Origin of the sequence: Algoriphagus pacificus (assembly GCF_017254845.1) — a bacterium.
In the GTDB taxonomy this organism is placed as follows: domain Bacteria; phylum Bacteroidota; class Bacteroidia; order Cytophagales; family Cyclobacteriaceae; genus Algoriphagus; species Algoriphagus pacificus.
This window is the reverse complement of the sequence record NZ_JAFKCU010000001.1, coordinates 93,742-114,996: the sequence shown is the minus strand read 5'-3', so window position 1 is coordinate 114,996 and position 21,255 is coordinate 93,742. Positions and strand designations below refer to the sequence as shown.

The following is a 21,255-nucleotide window of genomic DNA, read 5'->3' as shown; positions in this document are numbered from 1 at the left end:
AAAAGGAAGTGCACAAAAGTACACTTCCTCTACTTTAATTTATCAAATGCTATTAATAACCTGGGTTTTGAGTCAAGTTAGGGTTTGCATTGATTTGTTGCAATGGAATTGGGAATAATGCTCTGTATGGTTCAGAAGCTCCTTTTTCCCACCAAGGCTCATTCCATTTTCCGAATCTGATCATGTCAGTTCTTCTGGAAGCCTCAGCAAACAATTCATAACCTCTTTCATTGTAGATGTCATCTAAAGTCAAGGTAGTGAACGCAGGCATATTTGCTCTAGTTCTCACTTGGTTGATAGCAGCTAAAGCAGCATCTAATTTTCCTTGACGGAAAGCAGCTTCAGCTTTGATCAAAATGATGTCTGACAATCTGATCAAAGGATAATCATTACTCATGTTAGATGGAGAACCGGAAGCGAATTCAAATTTTCCAACTCTAACACCAGCTTGTCTGAATGCATTTGGAGCAAGCATGTTGATTTCTGGTGTGAAGGTCAAAGGCTGTCCATCTGGATCACCTGCTTCAGCAGAAATATCATTCAATCTTGTGCCATCTGCAGCAAACTGAGGACCTTCTAAAAAGCTTTGCTTTCTTACGTCATTGTCATCGAAGCCATTGTAGAATTCTTCCAAAGAAGCATAACCATTCCATGGCTGCTCCTGAAGGTTGAATGTGTTTTGGCTTAGGTAGTGAAGAGTCATCTGTACCAAGTTGAAACCACCTGCGTTGTTTTCGTCATATGGCAAAGTCAAGATGTTTTCAGTAGATCCACCGTTTCTTGTAGCAAAGTTGCTGAAGAAATTAGTAGACAAAGAATACATACCGCTATTAATTACAACGTCAGCTGCAGCTTCTGCGTCAGCCCATCTAGGAGTTCCGGTGTAGATTTCAGCATTTAGATACAACTTAGCCAACATTGCATGAGCTGTATAGTAATTGATCGTGGTTTTTGTGTTTGCTTTAGTAAGCAAATCAACGTTGTCCAAAATTGAAGACTCGATGAAATTGAAAACTTCTTGTCTTGAATTATTGGTTGGGTTTCCACCTGTAGATTCTTCAGTTACGATAGGAACGTTACCAAAGCTATCGATCAACCATAAGTAAGTCAAAGCACGAAGTACTTTCAATTCAGCATTCAAAGCTTCTACATCCGGGAAAGAGATAATCAAGTTGTTGATCTCACCGATTGCTGTGAAGCAATAGTTCCAAGAGTTATTGAAAGCCTCGTCAGATGGTCCCCAAGTATGTCTGTGCATTCTTAGCCATAGACCACCATCTTCCCAGTCAGCACCTTTTTGAGGGATTGCCATCTCATCAGAAGCTACTTCGTAGATAGACCAAATACTGTTATGACCTCCCCAGCTACCAACAATTCTTGAATAAGCAGAAGCTTTCAAAACGTCAATCAATTCTGGGTTATTGCTATTTGCAACATCCTCAGGAGTAACTCCGTCGAGGACCTCCTGATCCAATTCCCAACATGATCCCAGTAAGAATACCACTGGAACCAATAGACAGATTTTACTAATATATTTTAACATGTCTCTGATTTTTGATTGATTATTTAAAATTTACAGTTACACCCAAAGTCAATGATCTTGTTTGGAAGTAAGTATTTCTTCTCTCAATACCCGGCGACAATGAAGTAGTAAATCCATCTCCATTTTCACTGTCTGTAATTCTTACTTCAGGATCTACACCTGTGTAATTTGTAATCGTGAATAAGTTCTGAGCCGCAAAATAAACTCTGAAAGAATTCAAGTTTGGAGAACTTGTCTTGAAGTTATAACCCACTTCCATGTTATCCAATCTGACGAAAGAAGCATCTTCAATGTAAGAGCTGTTGAATGTTGGAGTAGATGTAACCAATGGAGAAGAAGGAGTTTTGTCTGTTACAACAGAGTTCCAAGTATTTGATCCTGCATCTGCATTTTCATAGAAACCTCTGTAAGAGTTGTAAAGATCATGACCCCAAGCACCTCTCAAGAAGAAGCTTAAGTTCCAAGCTCCATACACGAAATTGTTTGCAAAACCGAATTCACCTTTTGGAAGACCATTTCCTAATCTTTCGAATTCATTTGGATCTGTAGTAGAAAGGATATACTCACCACCATCAGTCAAACCTAATAATCTTGGTCCGTAGAAATCACCCAAAGTTTGGCCTACTCTGTTGTAGATCATCGGGTTGTTGTTCTGACCAGGAGATCCCGGAGGTGCGAATCTTAATTCTTCAAATCCTAGCTCACCAGCTGATAAACTTTCGATTGTTGTCTTGTCATAGATGGTGAAGTTGATATTTGGATTCCATTTGATTGGACCCAAAGCGATATCAGTTACTCCCAAGGCAAATTCAAAACCAGCAGCTCTCAAATCAGCAAGGTTCACCCAAGTTGAAGAAGCAGTATTGAATCTTCCTGGATCAAATGGGTTTGGAGCACCAGTAGCAACAGGAACGTTGAATAGCAAGTCAGAAATGTTTCTAACATAATAATCCATGCTACCAGTTACCTTATTGTTCCAGATTCCAAAGTCAACACCGAAGTTGATTTCTTTTTTAGTCTCCCACTTCAAATCCTTGTTAGGGTTTGAGTTTTGAACGATACCAACATAGACATCATTTGTTGTCAAAGGATCGCCGTCTAGATCGATTCTGTTACCATTACCATACACACCCAAAGCCAAGGTTGGAGATGGAGGTAGGTTACCAGTGATACCGTAAGATACTCTTGGCTTAAATTGACTGAAAATACCCATGTCGAAAACTTGAGTAAAGTCAGAACCTAAACTGAATGCAGGGAATACACCGGTTTGATTGTTTTGACCAAATCCAGAATAAGTTTCCGCTCTAACAGATGCAGAGAAGAAGAATGTGTTGTTGTAGTTGAAGTTAGCTCTACCAAACAAAGAGTTTAGCTTGTCTTCATTTGCAAAGGAAGAAACATCAGTATTGTTACCCAATCTGATAGATCCAGCTCCTAAGTTATCCCAACCCAAGTCGAAAAGATATTGTCTTACTCGAGCATTGAATCCCTGATTTTTAGTAGTCTGAGTAGCAGCACCACCAAGTAAAGTCATATTCAATCCATCTGATAGATCAATTTCATATCTGATAGTAGATTCAAAGATTTTCTGAGCTCTGTCAAAAGTATTTCTTTGAGCAGAACCACCGGCTCCTAGACCTACTTGGAAATCATATTGAGACCAGAAAGCTCCAGAAAGTGTATTTCTTCTGTCTTGAGAATATTGAGCAGAAACAGTCAAATTTGGAAGGATGTCATATTCAGCTCTGTAAGAAGTCAAAGCTGTCTTAGTCTCACCTACGAATTTTTGCTGGTTTGCCAACGCAACCGGATTGTAGAAGTCAAACAAATCTCTCTGGAAATATCCATTGAAACGATTCATTGCATCTTCAGAATTTTCGAAAACTGGTGCTGTTGGGTTATAAAGCGTAGCATATCTGAATGCTGCGTCGTTGATAGACTCGGAATCAACGTTTGTGAATGATAGGTTGATATTGAATCTCAACTTATTATCAAATGCACCTTGCTGTAGGTTTAACCTTGTATTTAGTCTTTGGTTAGATACACCATTTACAATACCTTGGTTATCTCTGTAGTTTACAGAAGCCATGTAGTTAGTGTTATTGAATCCACCTGATACGCTGGCATTGGTAGTATAAGAGAATGCATCACCGATCAATTCGTTTCTCCAATCTGTGTTACTACCAAAGTCAGTTCCGCCTCTTGCTACAAATTCTTCAGCAGAAAGAACTGGAATCAGATTAGTTGCTTGGTCCATTGTTCCAAAAGCATTGATAGAAACATTTGCTCTTCCATCTTTGCCTCCTTTTTTAGTGGTGGTAATAAGAATTACACCAGAAGAACCTCTAGCACCATAAATAGCAGCTGCGGAACCATCTTTCAATACATCAATAGACTGGATGTCATTAGGATCTACGTTTTCCAATGAAGCACCGATTACACCATCCAATACAATAAGAGGAGAAGAGTTTGCTCCAAAGGTGGAAAGACCTCTTAATCTCACATTGAAACCATTGTTTGGGTTACCACCTGGTCTGGTAATGGATAGACCAGCTACCTTACCTTGCAATAATTGAGCAGGGTTAGATACGTTACCTTTGTTAAAATCTTCAGGCTTCACACCAACCACAGCGGAGGTGATTTCTTTTTTGTCCTGAGAACCATAACCAATAACTACTGCCTCTTCTAGGCTCTGAATATCTTCTTCAAGATTTACAGTGATAGTAGATTGGTTTCCGATTTCAACTTCCTGGGTAATATACCCAACGAATGAAATCACAAGAATTTGATCTCCAGATTGTAGGTCAATTGAGAACTTACCATCTAGATCTGTGGCGACACCACGGGTAGTACCTTTTACTAGCACCGTCGCACCTGGAACAGGGTCTCCAAAAGTAGCGTCCAAGACTGTTCCAGTCACGGTTCTACTTTGGGCGTTTGCTACTAATGTGGCACTTATCAAAAGCACCATTACAAGCAGCAACGACTTGAGTTTTTGTAAATAATTTCTCATAGGGTTTTTTGGTTTTTTAAAAAGCGAAATAGGTATGAGTACTTAATTTCGATTCTAAAGTGAAGCATATATTTCGATTTTACAATTATTAACAAATGCCCTAGGTGAAGGTTTAAAAAGTTGGTATTAACAGAATTATCCTTCTATTAATGAATAATTACATAAATCATTTTTTATCAATTGAAAAGACAATGGAAATCGATTTCCATTTATGAATACTTAAAAAATTCAATTTTTTTTAATTTTTTTAAAAAAATGGGTTTTTGAGAAAAATGCCCTGAGAGCTCAGAATCGACATTTTTAAAATTTTTCAAGAAGTTCTGATTAAAAACTTAATTAATTTTTGGCAGATAGAAGCCTTTTTTCGTAAAAGCTTGAGATTATGGATTTTTCAATTTTTGTTGAAAAAGCAAGAGAAATCATTCTCAATTCAATTTTAGAAAAGAGACATATCTTAAATGATATTAATAAGTTTTATAGAGTGCTATTTAATAGGATATATTTAATCCTTAAATAATATAATATGACAAAAGAATTACCCATTTTTTGCAAGTCTGTTTTGCTCCTAATCTTATTGTTTATACAATTTCATTTTTCAATTGCTCAAGGGATAAGAGGAAAAGTAATTTCAACGGAAGGGGAGGAATTGGCCTATGCATCGGTCTATATCCGAAATCTTGGCGATGGCGTACCCACTAACCAAAATGGGAATTATGAATACAAACTTGAGCCTGGAGTTTATGATGTTTTGATTCAATTTTTAGGTTATAAATCCCAATTGAAAACAGTTGAAATTGGGCAAGAATGGGTGGAAATGAATTTTGAGTTGGAGCCTCAGATCTATACGCTTGGAGAGGTGGAGGTAAGGGCAGGAGCCGAGGATCCAGCTTTGACGATCATGCGAAAGGCAATTTCTAAAGCGAAGTTTCACCGTTTGCAATTGCAGCAATATTCCATGACCGTTTATTTGAAAGGGACCGGGCAGCTGACTGATGCACCGTTTTTTCTGAAGAAAACTCTGGAGAAAGAAGGGCTGAAATTAAACGAGGCTTATACCAGTGAATCTGTTTCTAGGATCACTTTTACACAGCCCAACAAAGTAGAAGAAAAGGTCATTTCCATTCGTACAAATGGCGACAATCAATCCACTTCTCCAGCACCTTACATTCAAACCAGTTTTTACCAGGAGAAAATCAACGACATTATCTCACCACTATCCAGATCAGCTTTTGCCTATTATAAATTCAAATACGAGGGAAGCTTTTTTGATCAGGATGTTATGGTCAATAAGATCAAAGTCACTCCGCGCTCTAGAGGAGAGCGTGTTTTCGAAGGATACATTTACATCATCGAGGATCTTTGGGCTATTCATTCTCTGAATCTTAAGACATCTCTATTGGGATTTGATATTCAGGCTACCCAGCAATATGCTCCTGTAGCTGAAAATGTATGGATGCCATTGACACATACCTATCGCTTTGGCGGGAAATTCTTTGGATTTGAAGGTGAGTTCAAATACTTGGCTTCTACACGTGAATATGAGGTGACTCTCAATCCTGATTTGGCCTATGTGCCGGAAATCATCGATGAGAAAGTACAGGAAGTTCCAGAGGAAACGGTGGACTTTAATAAATCCGAATCCGCGCTAGAGCAACTCGCTAAAGAGCAACCAACTACTCGAAAAGAATATCGAAAGCTCATTAATGAATATGAAAAAGAAGCTCTGAAAGAAAGAGATGAGCCGGAAGTTATTTCAGAAAGTTACTATAGCATTGATTCCTTGGCCAAGAAAAGGGCTTTGTCTTATTGGGACAGCATCAGGCCAGTTCCTCTGACTGAAAAAGAAATTGAAGGGTATAAAAGAGATGATAGCCTTGCGGTTGTGGAAGCTGCAAAAGTCAGTGAAGTCGATTCAGTGGCAAAAAAAGCAAGAAGCAAGTATAGACCTTTAGATTTCATGAATGGCTCAACCTATAATTTTGGAAAGGGAGTTTCCTTCGGATTTAAGCAAAATTGGACCAAAATTTCCTTCAATACTGTGGAAGGATTTAAGGTGGGAATGGGGCTTTTCTACCGAAAATACCAAGAGGAAAAGCTGGCAGATAGTGTAAATAGAATTCGGAAAAGCTTCAATATCGAACCTGAATTGAGATATGGGTTTTCCAGTAACCAATTTTACAGTAAAGTGGACGTGAGATGGTCTACCACCAAGCCTACTTCAGGAACCACTTTTGGATTGGAAGGCGGTAAATACATTTATCAATTCAATGGTGGAGAGCCAATCAATGAGCAGGTAAACGCATTTTACTCGCTTTTATTCCGACAGAATTACATGAAGCTATACGAGCAAGATTTTGCTAGAATTTATTGGGCACATCGAGTGAATTATGGATTTACTTACCGTGCAAACCTCATGTTCGCATCGAGGAATCAGCTTTTCAATAACTCCAATTATAGCTGGTATAATAAAGAAGGCAGAGAATATTCTTCCAATCAACCCGAGAATGTGGAAACAAGAGATCAAGCTTTCGCAGACCATGAAATATTGAAATTCAATGCAGGAATAGAATGGCGACCCGGGGTAAAATATGGAATCCGAAATGGAAGAAAATATCCCATCACCAGTCATGCTCCATTGATCAAGTTCAATTACTCCAAAGCTTTTGGTGGGATTTTAGATTCTGAAAATGTAGCAGACTTTGATCATTTGGAATTGGGGATCGAGCATTTCTTTGAGTTTGGGGTCAGCGGGAAATTTGATTTCAATGTATCCGCTGGAACATTCCTGAACAACAACCAGGTTTACTTCCAGGATTACCAGCACTTTGGAGGTAACAGAACCATCTTTTCAAACTTCGGTCCAGCCTCTAATTACCGGTTCATGGATTATTATAAGTATAGCACAAACACATCCTATGTTTCTGGGATTTTCCATTACCAATTCAGAAAGTTCTTGCTTACTCAATTGCCGATGTTGAGATTTTCCGGGGTGAGGGAAAACATTTTCTTCAATTATCTGAAAACCGAAAATTCACCCAATTACATGGAGTTGGGATATTCTTTGGACAACCTATTCCGGATCTTTAGACTAGAAATGGGTGCAGGATTTGAAAACGGGAAATATTTGAGGGGAGGAGTGAGGTTTGGAATTGCCACCTTTATCCAGGTGAATTGATAGAAAAAATAAAAACCCAGTCGCCGACTGGGTTTTTTGTTGGGTTACACTTTCATGATATCTGCTTCTTTTTTGACAAGCAAATCATCGATTTTAGCGGAATATTGATCGGTTAATTTTTGAACCACATCTTCTGCTCTTTTGATTTCATCTTCGGCAACTCCTTCTTTTTGAAGTTTCTTCAACGAATCGTTGGTATCTTTTCTGACAGTTCGAATAGAGATTTTTCCATTCTCACATTCGTTTTTGGCTTGTTTCACCAAAGAAATTCTTCTTTCCTCTGTAAGTGCTGGAATGGTCAGGATAATGATTTCACCATTGTTTTGAGGAGCCAATCCCAAATCGGAATTGATAATTGCTTTCTCGATTTCGCTGATCAGGTTTCTTTCCCAAGGCTTGATCGATAAAGTTCTCGCGTCAGGGGTGTTTATAGATGCAACTTGAGATAAAGGGGTAGGTGCGCCATAGTATTGAACCATGATTCCATCTAAAAGATTTGGCATGGCTTTGCCCGCACGGATTTTCAATAATTCGGAAACAGTATGGTCTACTGCTTTTTGCATTAATTCTTTTGCTTCGTCTAAGAATAATTCGATTTCTTCCATAATCTTAAGCTTAAAGTGTTGTGATCAAAGTTCCTACTTCTTCACCTTGTACTAGTTTACTTAAATTACCAGCTCTGTTCATATCAAAAACAATAATCGGCAAATTGTTTTCCTGACAAAGTGTAAATGCCGTCATATCCATGACATTTAGATTTTTTTCATACACTTCGTGGAAAGAAATTGTCTTGTATTTAGTAGCTGTCGCGTCTTTTTCAGGATCTGCTGTATACACACCATCAACTCTGGTTCCTTTCAAAACCACATCTGCTTCCACTTCAATCGCTCTTAAGCTGGCGGTAGAATCCGTTGTGAAATATGGGTTTCCGATTCCGGCCCCGAAAATCACAATTCGACCTTTTTCCAAGTGGCGGATTGCTCTTCTTCTGATAAATGGCTCACAAACACTTTCTATTTTGATCCCTGACATTAGTCTGGTGAAAAGGCCAGCCTGTTCCAATGCACTTTGAAGCGCCATGGCATTGATCAAAGTGGCAAGCATGCCCATGTAATCACCTTGTACACGATCAATTCCGGATTGTGCAGCTTGGACTCCTCTGAATATATTTCCTCCTCCTATCACGATTGCAATCTCCACACCCATTTCTTTCACTTTTTTGATTTCTTGGGTGTATTGCTGAAGCCTATTTGGGTCGATGCCGTAATTCTTTTCGCCCATGAGTGCTTCTCCGCTTAGTTTGAGCAGTATTCTTTTGTATTTCATAGATGGATTAATTTGCAAAGGAGTTGCTGAATCAGGTAGGTTAAAATAAAATAATCCGACAAATATAATTCCTTCATCTCATTATGCTAGGGCAAATCTCAATTTTGAGATGGATCACTTTGAAATCTTGCCTAGAATTGGATGAGAAGCTGATTTTTTTCTACGCTTTGCTTCAAATTTACTTTCACCGCTTTTACGATGCCATCTCCTGGAGCTTTGATGATATTTTCCATTTTCATTGCTTCCAAAATCAAGACAACATCTCCTTTTTTGACTTCATCGCCAGGCTTCACTTTAAGCTCAAGGATGAGTCCTGGCATTGGTGCTTTGATGTCTTTCACAGCACCGGCGTTTTGGGTATTCATGCCCATTTCCTGTAGTAAAAGGTCAAATCGATCCTTTAAGCTGACACTTGCAGTTTTGTTTCCGATTCGGATTTGCAGCGTTTTTGTCTCCTTATCGAGGGAAATCAACTCTGCCTCAATGGATTGATTTTGATGGATCAAATGGATTTTTCTATCTGAGATCCACTGCAAATCCCAAGCAAGGGCTTTACCGTTTACCTCAGTCAGACCTTCGGATTTTTCTACCGAATAGGTTTCATTTTGGATACTTACTGAAAACATTCCTGTTAATTTGAAGCTGAAATAATCAAAACCGAATTTTTCGGCCTTTAATTTATATTTCTCAAATATGAAACAAATGCATGCCAAGGCAAAAAATATTCTTCAAAAGTCGGGTTTCAGTCTCTTTATTGCCCTGACAATTTTTTTAAGTGCCTGTAAATCTTCCCAGCCTGTATCGGATGATTCTTCGGAAAATATGGGAAATGAAAGTTCTATCGAAACAAGTAATCCTACTGCACTTGATACTGTGAAGTTGATTCAGCTTTTGAAACAAAAGGAATATGAATTGGCAAACTATAGAGGATCTGCCACTAGGTATTTTGATTTGCTTCATACAGAACTTGATCTGGACTTTGATTATCAAAATCAGATTGTCCTGGGAAAAGCTATCCTAACCATGAAGCCATTTTTTAAAGCCCAAAAGAAAGTCCGTCTGGATGCCAAGGATTTTGAAATGGGTAAAGTTTACCTACTGCAAGGAATGGATAGTACCAGCATGAATTATGAATATGACGGGAAAGAATTGCTGATTTACTTACCTCAGGAATTCACAAGAAATGACACGGTTCAGCTTTCCATAAAGTACAAAGCCTTTCCCAATATGAATTCTGGGGGAGGTAGCGATGCGATTACAGATACCAAAGGCCTGTATTTCATTGATCCAACAGGAGAGGATCCAAACCGCCCTACGATGATTTGGACTCAGGGAGAGACCGAGCATAATTCTAAGTGGTTTCCCACTTTTGATCACCCCAATGAAAGGATGACTCAATTGATCAAATTGACAGTTCCGGATTCGATGATTTCTATTGGAAATGGTGAAATGATCAAACAAGTCGATTTAGGTAATGGAAGCCACAAAGACTATTGGGAAATGAAGAAGCCTCATGCACCGTATCTGGCAGCCTTTGCCATTGGTGATTTTGGAAAGGTGGAGGATTCATATCAAGATATTCCTTTGGGATATTATGTAGAAAAAGGATTTGAAAAAGGTGCGGCTGAGGTTTTTAAAAATACGCCAGAAATGATTGGCTTTTTTGAGGAGAAACTGGGGATTCCATATCCATGGCCAAAGTATGATCAAGTGGTTGTCAAGGATTTTGTTTCTGGTGCAATGGAAAATACCACGGTCTCTATTTTCATGGAAGAGCTGAAATTAAGTGAGTGGGAAGCGATAGATTCCGAATGGGATTACATCATTGCCCATGAGCTTTTTCATCAGTGGTTTGGGGATTACGTGACGACAGAGTCTTGGGCCAACTTGCCTTTGAATGAGGCTTTTGCGAATTACAGTGAGTATTTATGGAATGAATATAAGTACGGAAGGGATTTGGCTACCTTGAAGTTGGTTACTGAAATGGAGACTTATTTCCAGGAATCGATGTCAAAGCAAGTTGATCTGATTCGGTATCAATATGAGGATTCGGAAGACATGTTTGATTCACATTCCTATTCGAAAGGAGGAGTGATTCTTCATATGCTTAGAGAATACCTGGGTGATGATGCATTTTTTACAGGTTTGAATTTCTACCTAACAGAACATGCATTGTCAAGTGTGGAGGTGAATGACTTGCGTCAGGCATTTGAAGCTGTGACTGGTGAGGATTTGAATTGGTTTTTTAATCAGTGGTTTTTGGATAAGGGACATCCGGATTTAATGGTTGAGATAGATTATTCAATTCCAGAAAATATCCTCATTTCTATTACGCAGGTTCAGGATCTCGAAACAACCCCATTGTACAGATTGCCTTTTGAAATCTCTTGGTATGAAGGCCAAACACGTAAGGCCAAAACCTTTATGCTCGAGGAGGCATTCCAGCAATTTGCTTTGGAAAATGGAGAAGCCACTGATTTGGTTTTCTTTGATGAAGGGAAAAATCTTTTAACAAAAAAGACACAGGAGATAGAAAAAGAATCATGGGTAAAACAGTTCGAGATTTCTGAATTGGGAATCGCCCGCTATGAAGCTTTGGATAGTTTGGTGTCTCAAGAAGCATACGATGAGCTTAGGATGATTATTCCGAGGGCTATTCAAGATGATTTCTGGTCTGTGAGGGAATTGGCTTTGGGAATACTTCAAGGCCATGTAGAATGGCTGGCGGAAAATCCGGAATTAGTGACACTGGTGGAAGAAATAGCGAAAAATGGGAAAAAGAACTCCGTAAGTTCAGGGGCTATTGATGTGTTGTCAGCTTTTGATGCGGCTGGCTATGAACAGGAATTTTTAAGTCTCTTGGAAGATCAGTCAGTGATGGTTTCCAGTTCAGCTTTGATGGGCTTGACCAGTTTAGAAGATGTTGACTTAAGTGCAGATTTGGTTGATAAATTCTCTAAGGAGACAAATTTCCGATATGTCATTCCAATGGCTGAATATTTTATAACCAAACCTGTAAATGGAAAAGGAGATTGGTTTCAGGAAAAGATCGAAACTTTATCTGGAGAGGGTTTATATTTTTTTCTGGGGTATTACAGTGAATATTTCAGTAGATTTCCAGAGGAGGGAAAAGAAAATGCTGTTAAATATTTGTTAAAATTAATGGAAACCTCTGGTCAAAGTTTTATGAGGTTGGGAGCTTTCCAAGGCTTGCTGGCTTTTTCCGATAATTCGGAAGTTGTAAATGAAATTTCCAAGATTGCAGCGTTAGAAAAGGACTCAGACCTCAAAAATTACTTTGATTATTTCATGGAAGCCTTGAAAGATGAAAATTAAGCTATTGATTTTTAGTTGTTTGTAGGAATAGTGAATAATTTCTTTTCAAATTTGAAATCCATTCTTTGAAACTTTAAGAAAAGGCTATAATTTTGCCATCCGTTACAACAGATAGGTCTTCCAAAAAGACGTAGAAATTGTGACTAAAAGTTGGGGGAATACCAAAGCGGCCAACTGGGACGGACTGTAAATCCGTTGACTTATGTCTTCACAGGTTCGAATCCTGTTTCCCCCACCATTGCCGAATGCAAAATTTTTTTCTTAGTTTTGCAGGGCTAAAAAAATTCGGCTTAGCCGGAAATAAGCGGGAGTAGCTCAGTTGGTAGAGCGGCAGCCTTCCAAGCTGCAGGTCGCGGGTTCGAGCCTCGTCTCCCGCTCTATACTTTTCTTCGGAAAAGTATCGGGCTTAAGCCGACGTAGCTCAGGGGTAGAGTACTTCCTTGGTAAGGAAGGGGTCACGGGTTCAAATCCCGTCGTTGGCTCATAACGGCTTTAAAATTATATCTAAACATATCTTTAAACTTAAACTGAGGATTTTCACGCATGGCAAAAGCACAATTCGACCGTTCCAAGCCGCACGTTAATATCGGTACGATTGGTCACGTAGATCATGGAAAGACCACTTTGACTGCTGCCATCACTACCGTTTTGGCTAGTAAGGGTCTATCTGAATTAAGAGATTTCTCTTCTATCGACAACGCTCCGGAAGAAAAAGAAAGAGGTATTACCATTAACACCTCTCACGTAGAATATCAAACTGACAAAAGACACTACGCACACGTGGATTGTCCAGGTCACGCCGATTACGTAAAGAACATGGTAACTGGTGCAGCCCAGATGGACGGCGCTATCCTAGTGGTAGCTGCTACTGACGGACCTATGCCACAAACTAGAGAGCACATCCTTTTGGCTCGCCAGGTAGGTGTACCAGCTCTAGTAGTATTCATGAACAAAGTTGATATGGTTGACGATCCTGAGCTTCTTGAGCTTGTGGAAATGGAAATCAGAGAACTTCTTTCTTTCTACGAATTCGACGGAGACAACATCCCAGTAATCGCTGGATCTGCACTTGGTGCTTTGAACGGTGAAGAAAAGTGGGTTGAAACTGTAATGGAATTGATGAACGCTGTAGATGAGTATATTCCTCTACCTGAGCGTGCTGTAGATAAAGAATTCTTGATGCCTGTAGAAGACGTATTCTCGATCACTGGTCGTGGTACTGTAGCTACTGGTAGAATCGAAAGAGGTGTAATCAACTCTGGTGATCCAGTTGACATCATCGGTATGGGTGCTGAAGGACTTAAGTCTACAGTAACTGGTGTTGAGATGTTCCGTAAGATCCTTGACAGAGGTGAGGCAGGTGATAACGTAGGTTTATTGCTTAGAGGTATTGAAAAATCTCAAATCAAGAGAGGTATGATTATCTGTAAGCCAGGTTCTGTTAAGCCTCACGCTCTTTTCAAAGCTGAAGTTTACGTATTGTCTAAAGAAGAAGGTGGACGTCATACTCCATTCTTTAACAAGTACAGACCTCAATTCTACCTAAGAACAACTGACGTAACTGGTGAGATCAAACTTCCAGAAAACGTTGAAATGGTTATGCCAGGTGATAACGTAACTATCGAAGTTAACTTGTTGTCAGCAGTCGCACTTGAGAAAGGACTTCGTTTTGCGATCCGTGAGGGTGGTAGAACAGTAGGTGCTGGTCAGGTAACTGAAATCCTAGACTAATCAATTTCTGATATATTGAACGATGCGATCCTGAATATTTTTTGGGATCGCATTTGTTTCTTTATCTAACAATACCTAATTTTGCGTTCCCATTAGCGGAGCGTTCATTCACACGGGCATAGTTCAACGGCAGAATAGCGGTCTCCAAAACCGTTGATGGGAGTTCGAATCTCTCTGCCCGTGCCAGTAAGTAAATCACTATGAATCTAAAAAACTTTGTTCTGGAGTCGTATGATGAAATGAAAAACAAGGTCACTTGGCCAAAGTATTCATTTCTTCAAAATAGTGCAGTGTTGGTGTTGGTAGCATCTTTAATCTTTGCCTTGTTCATCGGGGTTATTGATTTAGGATTCGAAAACATCATGACATGGTTTTATGATTTATTTTAATTGAATTGACATTACAGAATGGCTGAACATAAATGGTACGTACTCAGGGTAGTAGCTGGGCAGGAAAAGAAGACAAAGACTTATCTGGATAACGAAATTTCCAGACAAAGTATAGATGAATTTATTCCTGAAGTACTGATACCTTCCGAGAAGGTATACGAGATGCGAAATGGCAAGAAGCGTGTCAGAGAAAGAAATTTCTTTCCCGGATACGTTTTAGTCAATGCGGATCTTTCTAATGGCGAAGCCAACCATGTAATTACAAGTATCCCGGGTGTTATCGGTTTCTTAGGATCAAACCAGGGGGGAGCTTCCAAAACCCCTGAGCCATTACGCCAATCAGAAGTCAACCGTATTTTAGGTAAGGTTGAAGAGATTGATGAGTTTGCTGAGAAGTTAGATACACCATTTATAGTAGGAGAAGCCGTAAAAGTAATGGACGGCCCATTCAGTGGATTTACCGGGACAATAGAGGAGATATTCGAAGAGAAGAAGAAATTGAATGTTATGGTCAAGATCTTCGGAAGGAATACTCCGGTAGAGTTAAACTTTATACAAGTAGAAAAACAAGACTAAGCAATGGCTAAGGAAATCACTGGTTATTTAAAACTACAAGTGAAAGGTGGCCAGGCTAACCCGTCGCCTCCAGTAGGTCCAGCTCTTGGTTCCAAGGGTTTGAACATCATGGAGTTTTGTAAGCAATACAACGCACGTACCCAAGATAAAATGGGTCAGGTGCTACCTGTATTGATTACAATTTTCTCTGACAAGTCTTTTGAGTTCGTAGTAAAAACTCCTCCTGCTGCAAATATGTTGCTTGAGGCTGCGAAATTGAAAAGCGGGTCTTCAGAACCAAACCGTAAGAAAGTTGGATCTGTATCCTGGGATCAGGTAAGAGAAATAGCAGAGGTTAAAATGCCTGACCTTAATGCTTTCAAAGTAGAGTCAGCCATGAAAATGGTTGCTGGTACAGCTAGAAGCATGGGTATCACAGTATCAGGAAAAGCCCCTTGGGAAGTATAAATAAAAAACAATGGCTAAGTTAACAAAAAAGCAAAAAGAAGCTCTTTCTAAGTACGACCCAAGCCAAGAGTACTCCCTTGAGGCAGCTTCATCTATCGTTAAGGAAATTACCATGACGAAGTTTGACGCTTCCGTAGATCTTGACATCCGTTTGGGTGTTGATCCACGTAAAGCAGATCAAATGGTAAGAGGCGTAGTAGCGCTTCCTCATGGTACTGGCAAGGACATCAAAGTATTGGTGCTTTGTACTCCTGACAAGGTAGCTGAGGCAACTGAAGCGGGTGCAGATTATGTGGGCTTGGACGACTACATTGCTAAGATCGAAGGCGGATGGACTGACATTGATGTCATCATCACGATGCCTAACGTAATGGCAAAGGTAGGTAGATTGGGTAGAGTGCTAGGACCAAGAGGTCTTATGCCAAACCCTAAATCAGGAACAGTTACACTAGATGTCGCTAAAGCTGTTAAAGAAGTAAAAGCTGGTAAGATTGATTTCAAAGTAGATAAGTTTGGAATTATTCATGCAAGTGTTGGTAAGGTTTCTTTCTCTCCTGAAAAAATTCAGGATAACGTGAGAGAATTGATGCTGACTATCTCTAAACTAAAGCCTAGCTCATCTAAAGGTACATACTTCAAGAGTATTCATTTATCAAGTACAATGTCTCCTGGTATTGCAGTAGACAAGGGTAGTATTCAAGGTATTTAATCATGACTAGAGACGAAAAGAAAGTAATAATCGACGGTCTTACCGAGAAATTCAGAGAAAACCCTTTCTTCTATATCACAGATGCTTCAGGTTTTTCTGTAGCTCAAGTGAACGCATTCAGAAGAACTTGTTTTGAAAAAGGTGTGGAGTACAAAGTGTACAAAAACACATTGATTCAAAAAGCACTTGAAAACTTAGACGCGGATTATTCCCAACTAAGCGACAAGGCTTTGAAAGGATTCTCTGGAATTATTTTCTCCAAAGAGACTAGTAATCTTCCAGCAAAAGTTTTGTTGGATTTCAGAAAAAAAGTAGGTAAAAAAGAGACTAGACCTGTATTTAAAGGTGCTGCCATTGAAACTGATATCATTATCGGAGAGGCAAATCTTGAAATGTTGTCTAATCTTAAATCTAAGCAGGAACTATTGGGCGACCTTATCGGATTGCTTCAGTCTCCAGCTATGAACCTTATTTCTGCTTTGCAAAGTGGTCAAAACAACATCACTGGTGTGTTGAAAACTCTTGCAGAGAAGGAAGAAAAATAAGTACAAAAAAAATAAATAAAACACAAAAAATAAATTTCAAATACAATGGCAGATCTTACGCAACTTGCAGATCAGTTGGTGAACTTGACTGTAAAAGAAGTTAAAGAATTGACAGATATCCTTAAAGATCAGTACGGAATCGAGCCTGCTGCTGCTGGTGTAGCAGTAGTAGCTGGTGGTGCCGCTGGTGGAGGAGAAGCTGCTGCAGAAGAAGAGAAAACTTCATTTGACGTTATCTTGAAAGCTGCTGGTGCATCTAAATTGGCAGTAGTTAAATTGGTAAAAGAATTGACAGGACTTGGCTTGAAAGAAGCAAAAGATCTAGTTGATTCTGCTCCTAAGGCCTTGAAAGAAGGCGTAGCTAAGGACGAAGCTGAAGGCTTGAAGAAGTCTTTGGAAGAAGCTGGTGCTGAAGTAGAGATCAAGTAATTTGCTAAGCCAGAGCCACTAGGTTATGGTTTAGCCCATAAGACCTGACTAAATTAGTCAGGTCTTTTCCTGTTTATGCACAGGTATAAAATTGCATTATTCTAAGCGAAAATTGTCGCATTTCGTTATTTAATTTCACTATAAACATATACTACCTTGGCTATCAAGAATCAAACCGAAAGGAAAAGTTTCTCCTCCATTAAGGTGGTCAAAGACTATCCGGATTTTCTAGATATTCAGTTGCAGTCTTTCAAAGACTTTTTTCAGCTGGATACGCCTGCAGAAAAGCGCCGGGCAGATGGGTTATTTAAAGTATTTGCCGAAAACTTCCCAATCAGTGATTCCCGTGAAAATTTCACCTTGGAATTTATTGATTACGCAGTAGATCCTCCTAAATATAGTGTAGGAGAATGTATTGATAGAGGTTTGACATACTCTGTCCCTTTGAAGGCAAAACTTAGACTCCTTTGCCATGATGAAGATAATGAGGATTTCGAAACCATAGAGCAAGAGGTTTTCTTAGGCAACCTTCCTTACATGACTGAGAAGGGTTCCTTTGTAATCAATGGTGCAGAGCGAGTAATCGTTTCTCAGCTTCATAGATCACCAGGTGTATTCTTTGCTCAAAGCAAGCATACAAACGGTACAAAGCTCTATTCTGCTAGAATTATTCCTTTCAAAGGTTCATGGATCGAATTTGCAACTGACATCAACAATGTCATGTATGCTTACATCGATCGTAAGAAGAAGTTCCCGGTTACCACTTTGCTAAGAGCAATTGGTTACGGTTCAGATAAAGACATTTTGGATTTGTTTGGACTGTCTGAGGAAGTTTCTGCTACCAAAAACGCTTTGAAAAAAGCGGCTGGTAGAAAATTAGCTGCAAGAGTTCTTAGAACTTGGGTAGAAGATTTCGTTGATGAGGATACTGGTGAAGTAGTTTCTATCGACAGAAATGAGGTATTGCTTGAGCGTGATACCGTTCTTACAGAAGAAGATATTACCATGATTTTGGATTCTGGCTCTAAGAGCATCATTCTCCATAGAGAAGATGTGAATATTGCCGATTTCTCAATCATTTATAATACCCTACAAAAAGATAACTCAAACTCTGAAAAAGAAGCTGTTGAAGTTATCTATCGTCAATTGAGAAATACTGAAGCTCCAGATGAGGCAACAGCTAGAGAAGTAATTCATAGCTTGTTCTTCTCAGATAAGCGTTATGATCTTGGCGAAGTAGGTAGATATAGAATCAATAAAAAGCTAGGTCTTGACATCGAAGCTGAAAAGATTGTATTAACCAAAGAAGATATCATTTCCATTGTGAAATATCTGATTGGTTTGATCAACTCTAAGGCTGTAGTCGATGATATTGACCACTTAAGTAACAGAAGGGTTAGAACAGTTGGAGAACAATTGTATAGCCAATTCGGTGTAGGTCTTGCCAGAATGGCCAGAACAATCCGTGAAAGAATGAACGTTCGTGACAATGAAGACTTTAAACCAGTCGATTTGATCAACGCTCGTACACTTTCTTCTGTTATCAATTCCTTCTTTGGAACAAACCAACTTTCTCAGTTCATGGATCAAACCAATCCATTGGCTGAATTGACTCACAAGAGAAGACTTTCTGCTTTGGGTCCAGGTGGTCTTTCTAGAGAAAGAGCAGGTTTCGAAGTTCGAGATGTTCACTACACACACTACGGTCGTCTGTGTACTATCGAAACTCCAGAAGGTCCAAACATTGGTTTGATTTCTTCACTTTGCGTTCATGCGAAAGTGAATTCTATGGGATTCCTTGAAACTCCTTACAGAAAAGTGAAGGAAGGTAAAGTAAGCATGGAGAAGGATGACATTGTATTCTTGACTGCAGAAGAAGAGGATGACAATAACATCGCACAGGCAAATGCACCTTTGGATGAAAAAGGAAACTTTATCAACGAAAAAGTAAAAGCAAGATTTGAAGGTGATTTCCCGGTTCTAGAACCAAGTGAAATCAGCTACATGGACGTTGCTCCAAATCAAATTGTATCTGTTGCAGCTTCTTTGATTCCATTCTTGGAGCATGATGATGCAAACAGAGCCTTGATGGGATCCAACATGCAGCGTCAGGCAGTTCCATTGTTGAAAGCTGAAGCACCTATCGTGGGTACTGGCTTAGAAGCAAAAGCTGCTGTAGATTCTAGATCTTTGATCATTGCAGAAGCTGACGGTGTTGTTGATTATGTGGACGCCAAGACAATCACCATCAAATATGATCTATCTGATGATGAGTTATTGGTGAACTTCACGAATGAATACAAGTCTTATGATTTGATCAAATTCAGAAGAACCAACCAGGATACTACTATCAACTTGACACCATTGGTGTTGAAGGGTGAAAAAGTAGTGAAGGGTCAGGTTCTGGTAGAAGGATACTCCACAAACCAAGGCGAATTGGCTTTGGGTAAAAACCTAAAAGTGGCTTATATGCCATGGCAAGGATACAACTTTGAAGATGCGATTGTAATCTCTGAAAGAGTTGTTCGTGAAGACATCTTTACTTCTATCCACGTGGAAGAGTTCCAGTTGGAAGTAAGAGATACTAAGAGAGGTGAAGAAGAATTGACTTCTGAAATTCCAAACGTATCCGAGGAAGCAGTGAAGCACTTGGATGAGAATGGTGTGATCAGAATCGGAGCTGAAGTTAAAGAAGGTGATATCATCATCGGTAAAATCACTCCAAAAGGTGAAACTGATCCAACTCCAGAAGAAAAACTTCTTAGAGCGATCTTCGGTGATAAAGCTGGAGACGTTAAAGATGCTTCTTTGAAAGCTTCTCCTTCCTTGAATGGTGTTGTTATTGAAACAAAACTATTCTCTCGTCCTAAAAAGGATAAGGATGTAAGAGCGAAAGCTAAAGCAGAGGTTGAAAAACTGAAAGCAAAATATTCTAAGGATCTATTGGGTATCAGAGCTCGAATGATCAACAAATTGGTGACACTTCTTGATGGTAAAACTTCTCAAGGTGTGAAGCATAAATTTGGTGATGAGATCATTAGCAAGGGGGTTAAGTTCAATTTGAAAAATATTGAAAACAACCTATTCCCAGCTAAAAACCCTTACAGAGACGAAAGTAATTACAACGTTCCTGAGGAAGCTAACCTTATTTCAGATATCATCTTGGATGATTGGACAGATGATCCACATACCAATGATTTGATTGTGAAATTGGTTAAGAACTACACCAATTCTAGAAATGAGATTTCTGGTCTCTTCAAGAGAGATAGATTCACACTAGAGGTAGGAGATGAACTTCCAGCAGGTATTGTTCAGCTTGCTAAGGTTTACGTGGCTAAGAAGCGTAAGCTAAAAGTAGGTGATAAGATGGCGGGTCGTCACGGAAACAAAGGTATTGTTGCTCGTATCGTAAGAGACGAAGACATGCCATTCCTAGAAGACGGAACTCCAATGGATATCGTATTGAACCCACTAGGTGTACCATCCCGAATGAACATCGGACAGATTTTCGAAACTGTTCTTGCTTGGGCTGGTCAGGTATTGGGCAAGAAATATGCTACTCCGATTTTCGATGGGGCTTCTATGGAAGAGGTTTCAGCTGAATTGGAACTAGCTGGTGTTCCTGCTTATGGACGAACTTACCTTTATGATGGACTTTCAGGGGTGAAATTTGACCAGCCAGTGACTGTAGGTGTGGCATACATGCTGAAACTTGGTCACTTGGTAGATGATAAGATGCACGCACGTTCCATCGGACCATACTCATTGATTACGCAACAACCATTGGGTGGTAAAGCTCAGTTTGGTGGTCAGCGTTTCGGAGAGATGGAAGTTTGGGCACTTGAGGCATTCGGTGCATCTCACGTACTTCAGGAAATCCTGACAGTGAAGTCTGATGACGTAATCGGTAGAGCTAAAGCATATGAAGCTATAGTGAAAGGTGAGAACCTTCCTAAACCAAACATCCCAGAATCATTCAATGTATTGGTTCACGAGTTGAGAGGTTTGGCTCTTGAAATTACCCTGGATTAATTTA

At 39.5% G+C, this 21,255-nt stretch carries 15 protein-coding genes and 4 tRNA genes; 14 read left to right on the top strand and 5 right to left on the bottom strand.

Annotated elements, in window-relative coordinates; translation table 11 throughout:
• Positions 1–52 precede the first annotated feature (52 nt).
• Together J0A69_RS00550 and J0A69_RS00545 are read right to left on the bottom strand one after the other, a co-directional pair.
• Positions 53–1,543 (bottom strand): RagB/SusD family nutrient uptake outer membrane protein, encoded by a 1,491-nt coding sequence (locus J0A69_RS00550; RefSeq protein ID WP_206584560.1) that lies wholly within the window; start codon positions 1,541–1,543, stop codon positions 53–55.
• Positions 1,544–1,562: 19 nt separating this feature from the next.
• Complete coding sequence (locus J0A69_RS00545; protein ID WP_206584559.1) at positions 1,563–4,556, bottom strand: SusC/RagA family TonB-linked outer membrane protein; 2,994 nt, start codon at positions 4,554–4,556, stop codon at positions 1,563–1,565.
• Positions 4,557–5,079: 523 nt separating this feature from the next.
• Between J0A69_RS00545 and J0A69_RS00540 the strand changes: the two genes are divergently transcribed.
• On the top strand, positions 5,080–7,731 hold the full coding sequence (locus J0A69_RS00540; RefSeq protein ID WP_206584558.1) for a DUF5686 and carboxypeptidase regulatory-like domain-containing protein: 2,652 nt from the start codon (positions 5,080–5,082) through the stop codon (positions 7,729–7,731).
• Positions 7,732–7,775: 44 nt separating this feature from the next.
• Here the strand turns inward: J0A69_RS00540 and frr are convergent, their stop codons facing one another.
• The 3 genes from frr to J0A69_RS00525 all read right to left on the bottom strand — a co-directional run bounded on the left by frr (position 7,776) and on the right by J0A69_RS00525 (position 9,683).
• Positions 7,776–8,336: a ribosome recycling factor gene (gene frr / locus J0A69_RS00535; RefSeq protein ID WP_206584557.1), complete on the bottom strand. Its 561-nt coding sequence runs from the start codon at positions 8,334–8,336 to the stop codon at positions 7,776–7,778.
• Positions 8,337–8,346: 10 nt separating this feature from the next.
• Positions 8,347–9,057, bottom strand: coding sequence for a UMP kinase (gene pyrH, locus J0A69_RS00530; protein WP_206584556.1), 711 nt, complete (start codon positions 9,055–9,057; stop codon positions 8,347–8,349).
• A gap of 131 nt (positions 9,058–9,188) precedes the next feature.
• Positions 9,189–9,683, bottom strand: a complete 495-nt coding sequence (locus tag J0A69_RS00525) for an acetyl-CoA carboxylase biotin carboxyl carrier protein subunit (protein ID WP_206584555.1) — start codon at positions 9,681–9,683, stop codon at positions 9,189–9,191.
• A gap of 67 nt (positions 9,684–9,750) precedes the next feature.
• Between J0A69_RS00525 and J0A69_RS00520 the strand changes: the two genes are divergently transcribed.
• The 13 genes from J0A69_RS00520 (at position 9,751) to rpoB (ending at position 21,251) form a co-directional block, all read left to right on the top strand.
• On the top strand, positions 9,751–12,393 hold the full coding sequence (locus J0A69_RS00520; protein ID WP_236032559.1) for a M1 family metallopeptidase: 2,643 nt from the start codon (positions 9,751–9,753) through the stop codon (positions 12,391–12,393).
• Between the two features lie 152 nt (positions 12,394–12,545).
• Positions 12,546–12,631 (top strand) — tRNA-Tyr (locus tag J0A69_RS00515).
• A 66-nt stretch (positions 12,632–12,697) separates the two neighbouring features.
• Positions 12,698–12,770, top strand: a tRNA-Gly gene (locus J0A69_RS00510).
• Between the two features lie 33 nt (positions 12,771–12,803).
• Positions 12,804–12,875: transfer RNA gene (locus J0A69_RS00505), tRNA-Thr, on the top strand.
• Between the two features lie 61 nt (positions 12,876–12,936).
• Entirely contained in the window at positions 12,937–14,124 is a 1,188-nt protein-coding gene (tuf, locus tag J0A69_RS00500) for an elongation factor Tu (protein WP_206584554.1), read from the top strand.
• A gap of 112 nt (positions 14,125–14,236) precedes the next feature.
• A tRNA-Trp gene (locus J0A69_RS00495) sits at positions 14,237–14,310 on the top strand.
• Between the two features lie 14 nt (positions 14,311–14,324).
• On the top strand, positions 14,325–14,513 hold the full coding sequence (secE, locus tag J0A69_RS00490) for a preprotein translocase subunit SecE (protein WP_206584553.1): 189 nt from the start codon (positions 14,325–14,327) through the stop codon (positions 14,511–14,513).
• Between the two features lie 18 nt (positions 14,514–14,531).
• Positions 14,532–15,089 (top strand): transcription termination/antitermination protein NusG, encoded by a 558-nt coding sequence (nusG, locus tag J0A69_RS00485; protein ID WP_206584552.1) that lies wholly within the window; start codon positions 14,532–14,534, stop codon positions 15,087–15,089.
• 3 nt (positions 15,090–15,092) lie between these two features.
• Complete coding sequence (rplK, locus tag J0A69_RS00480) at positions 15,093–15,536, top strand: 50S ribosomal protein L11 (protein ID WP_206584551.1); 444 nt, start codon at positions 15,093–15,095, stop codon at positions 15,534–15,536.
• Positions 15,537–15,546: 10 nt separating this feature from the next.
• Positions 15,547–16,245 carry a 50S ribosomal protein L1 gene (gene rplA, locus J0A69_RS00475; RefSeq protein WP_206584550.1) on the top strand — a complete coding sequence of 233 codons (699 nt, stop codon included), beginning with the start codon at positions 15,547–15,549 and terminating at the stop codon, positions 16,243–16,245.
• Between the two features lie 2 nt (positions 16,246–16,247).
• Entirely contained in the window at positions 16,248–16,790 is a 543-nt protein-coding gene (rplJ, locus tag J0A69_RS00470) for a 50S ribosomal protein L10 (protein WP_206584549.1), read from the top strand.
• 45 nt (positions 16,791–16,835) lie between these two features.
• Positions 16,836–17,219, top strand: coding sequence for a 50S ribosomal protein L7/L12 (rplL, locus tag J0A69_RS00465; RefSeq protein WP_206584548.1), 384 nt, complete (start codon positions 16,836–16,838; stop codon positions 17,217–17,219).
• Positions 17,220–17,375: 156 nt separating this feature from the next.
• The gene (gene rpoB / locus J0A69_RS00460; protein ID WP_206584547.1) at positions 17,376–21,251 is read left to right on the top strand and encodes a DNA-directed RNA polymerase subunit beta; all 3,876 of its coding nucleotides are present in this window, start codon (positions 17,376–17,378) and stop codon (positions 21,249–21,251) included.
• Positions 21,252–21,255 lie beyond the last annotated feature (4 nt).

Coding starts and splice junctions, on each gene's coding strand:
- J0A69_RS00550 (WP_206584560.1), bottom strand. CDS start 1,543: ATGTTAAAATATATTAGTAAAATCTGTCTATTGGTTCCAGTGGTATTC.
- J0A69_RS00545 (WP_206584559.1), bottom strand. CDS start 4,556: ATGAGAAATTATTTACAAAAACTCAAGTCGTTGCTGCTTGTAATGGTG.
- J0A69_RS00540 (WP_206584558.1), top strand. CDS start 5,080: ATGACAAAAGAATTACCCATTTTTTGCAAGTCTGTTTTGCTCCTAATC.
- frr (WP_206584557.1), bottom strand. CDS start 8,336: ATGGAAGAAATCGAATTATTCTTAGACGAAGCAAAAGAATTAATGCAA.
- pyrH (WP_206584556.1), bottom strand. CDS start 9,057: ATGAAATACAAAAGAATACTGCTCAAACTAAGCGGAGAAGCACTCATG.
- J0A69_RS00525 (WP_206584555.1), bottom strand. CDS start 9,683: ATGTTTTCAGTAAGTATCCAAAATGAAACCTATTCGGTAGAAAAATCC.
- J0A69_RS00520 (WP_236032559.1), top strand. CDS start 9,751: ATGAAACAAATGCATGCCAAGGCAAAAAATATTCTTCAAAAGTCGGGT.
- tuf (WP_206584554.1), top strand. CDS start 12,937: ATGGCAAAAGCACAATTCGACCGTTCCAAGCCGCACGTTAATATCGGT.
- secE (WP_206584553.1), top strand. CDS start 14,325: ATGAATCTAAAAAACTTTGTTCTGGAGTCGTATGATGAAATGAAAAAC.
- nusG (WP_206584552.1), top strand. CDS start 14,532: ATGGCTGAACATAAATGGTACGTACTCAGGGTAGTAGCTGGGCAGGAA.
- rplK (WP_206584551.1), top strand. CDS start 15,093: ATGGCTAAGGAAATCACTGGTTATTTAAAACTACAAGTGAAAGGTGGC.
- rplA (WP_206584550.1), top strand. CDS start 15,547: ATGGCTAAGTTAACAAAAAAGCAAAAAGAAGCTCTTTCTAAGTACGAC.
- rplJ (WP_206584549.1), top strand. CDS start 16,248: ATGACTAGAGACGAAAAGAAAGTAATAATCGACGGTCTTACCGAGAAA.
- rplL (WP_206584548.1), top strand. CDS start 16,836: ATGGCAGATCTTACGCAACTTGCAGATCAGTTGGTGAACTTGACTGTA.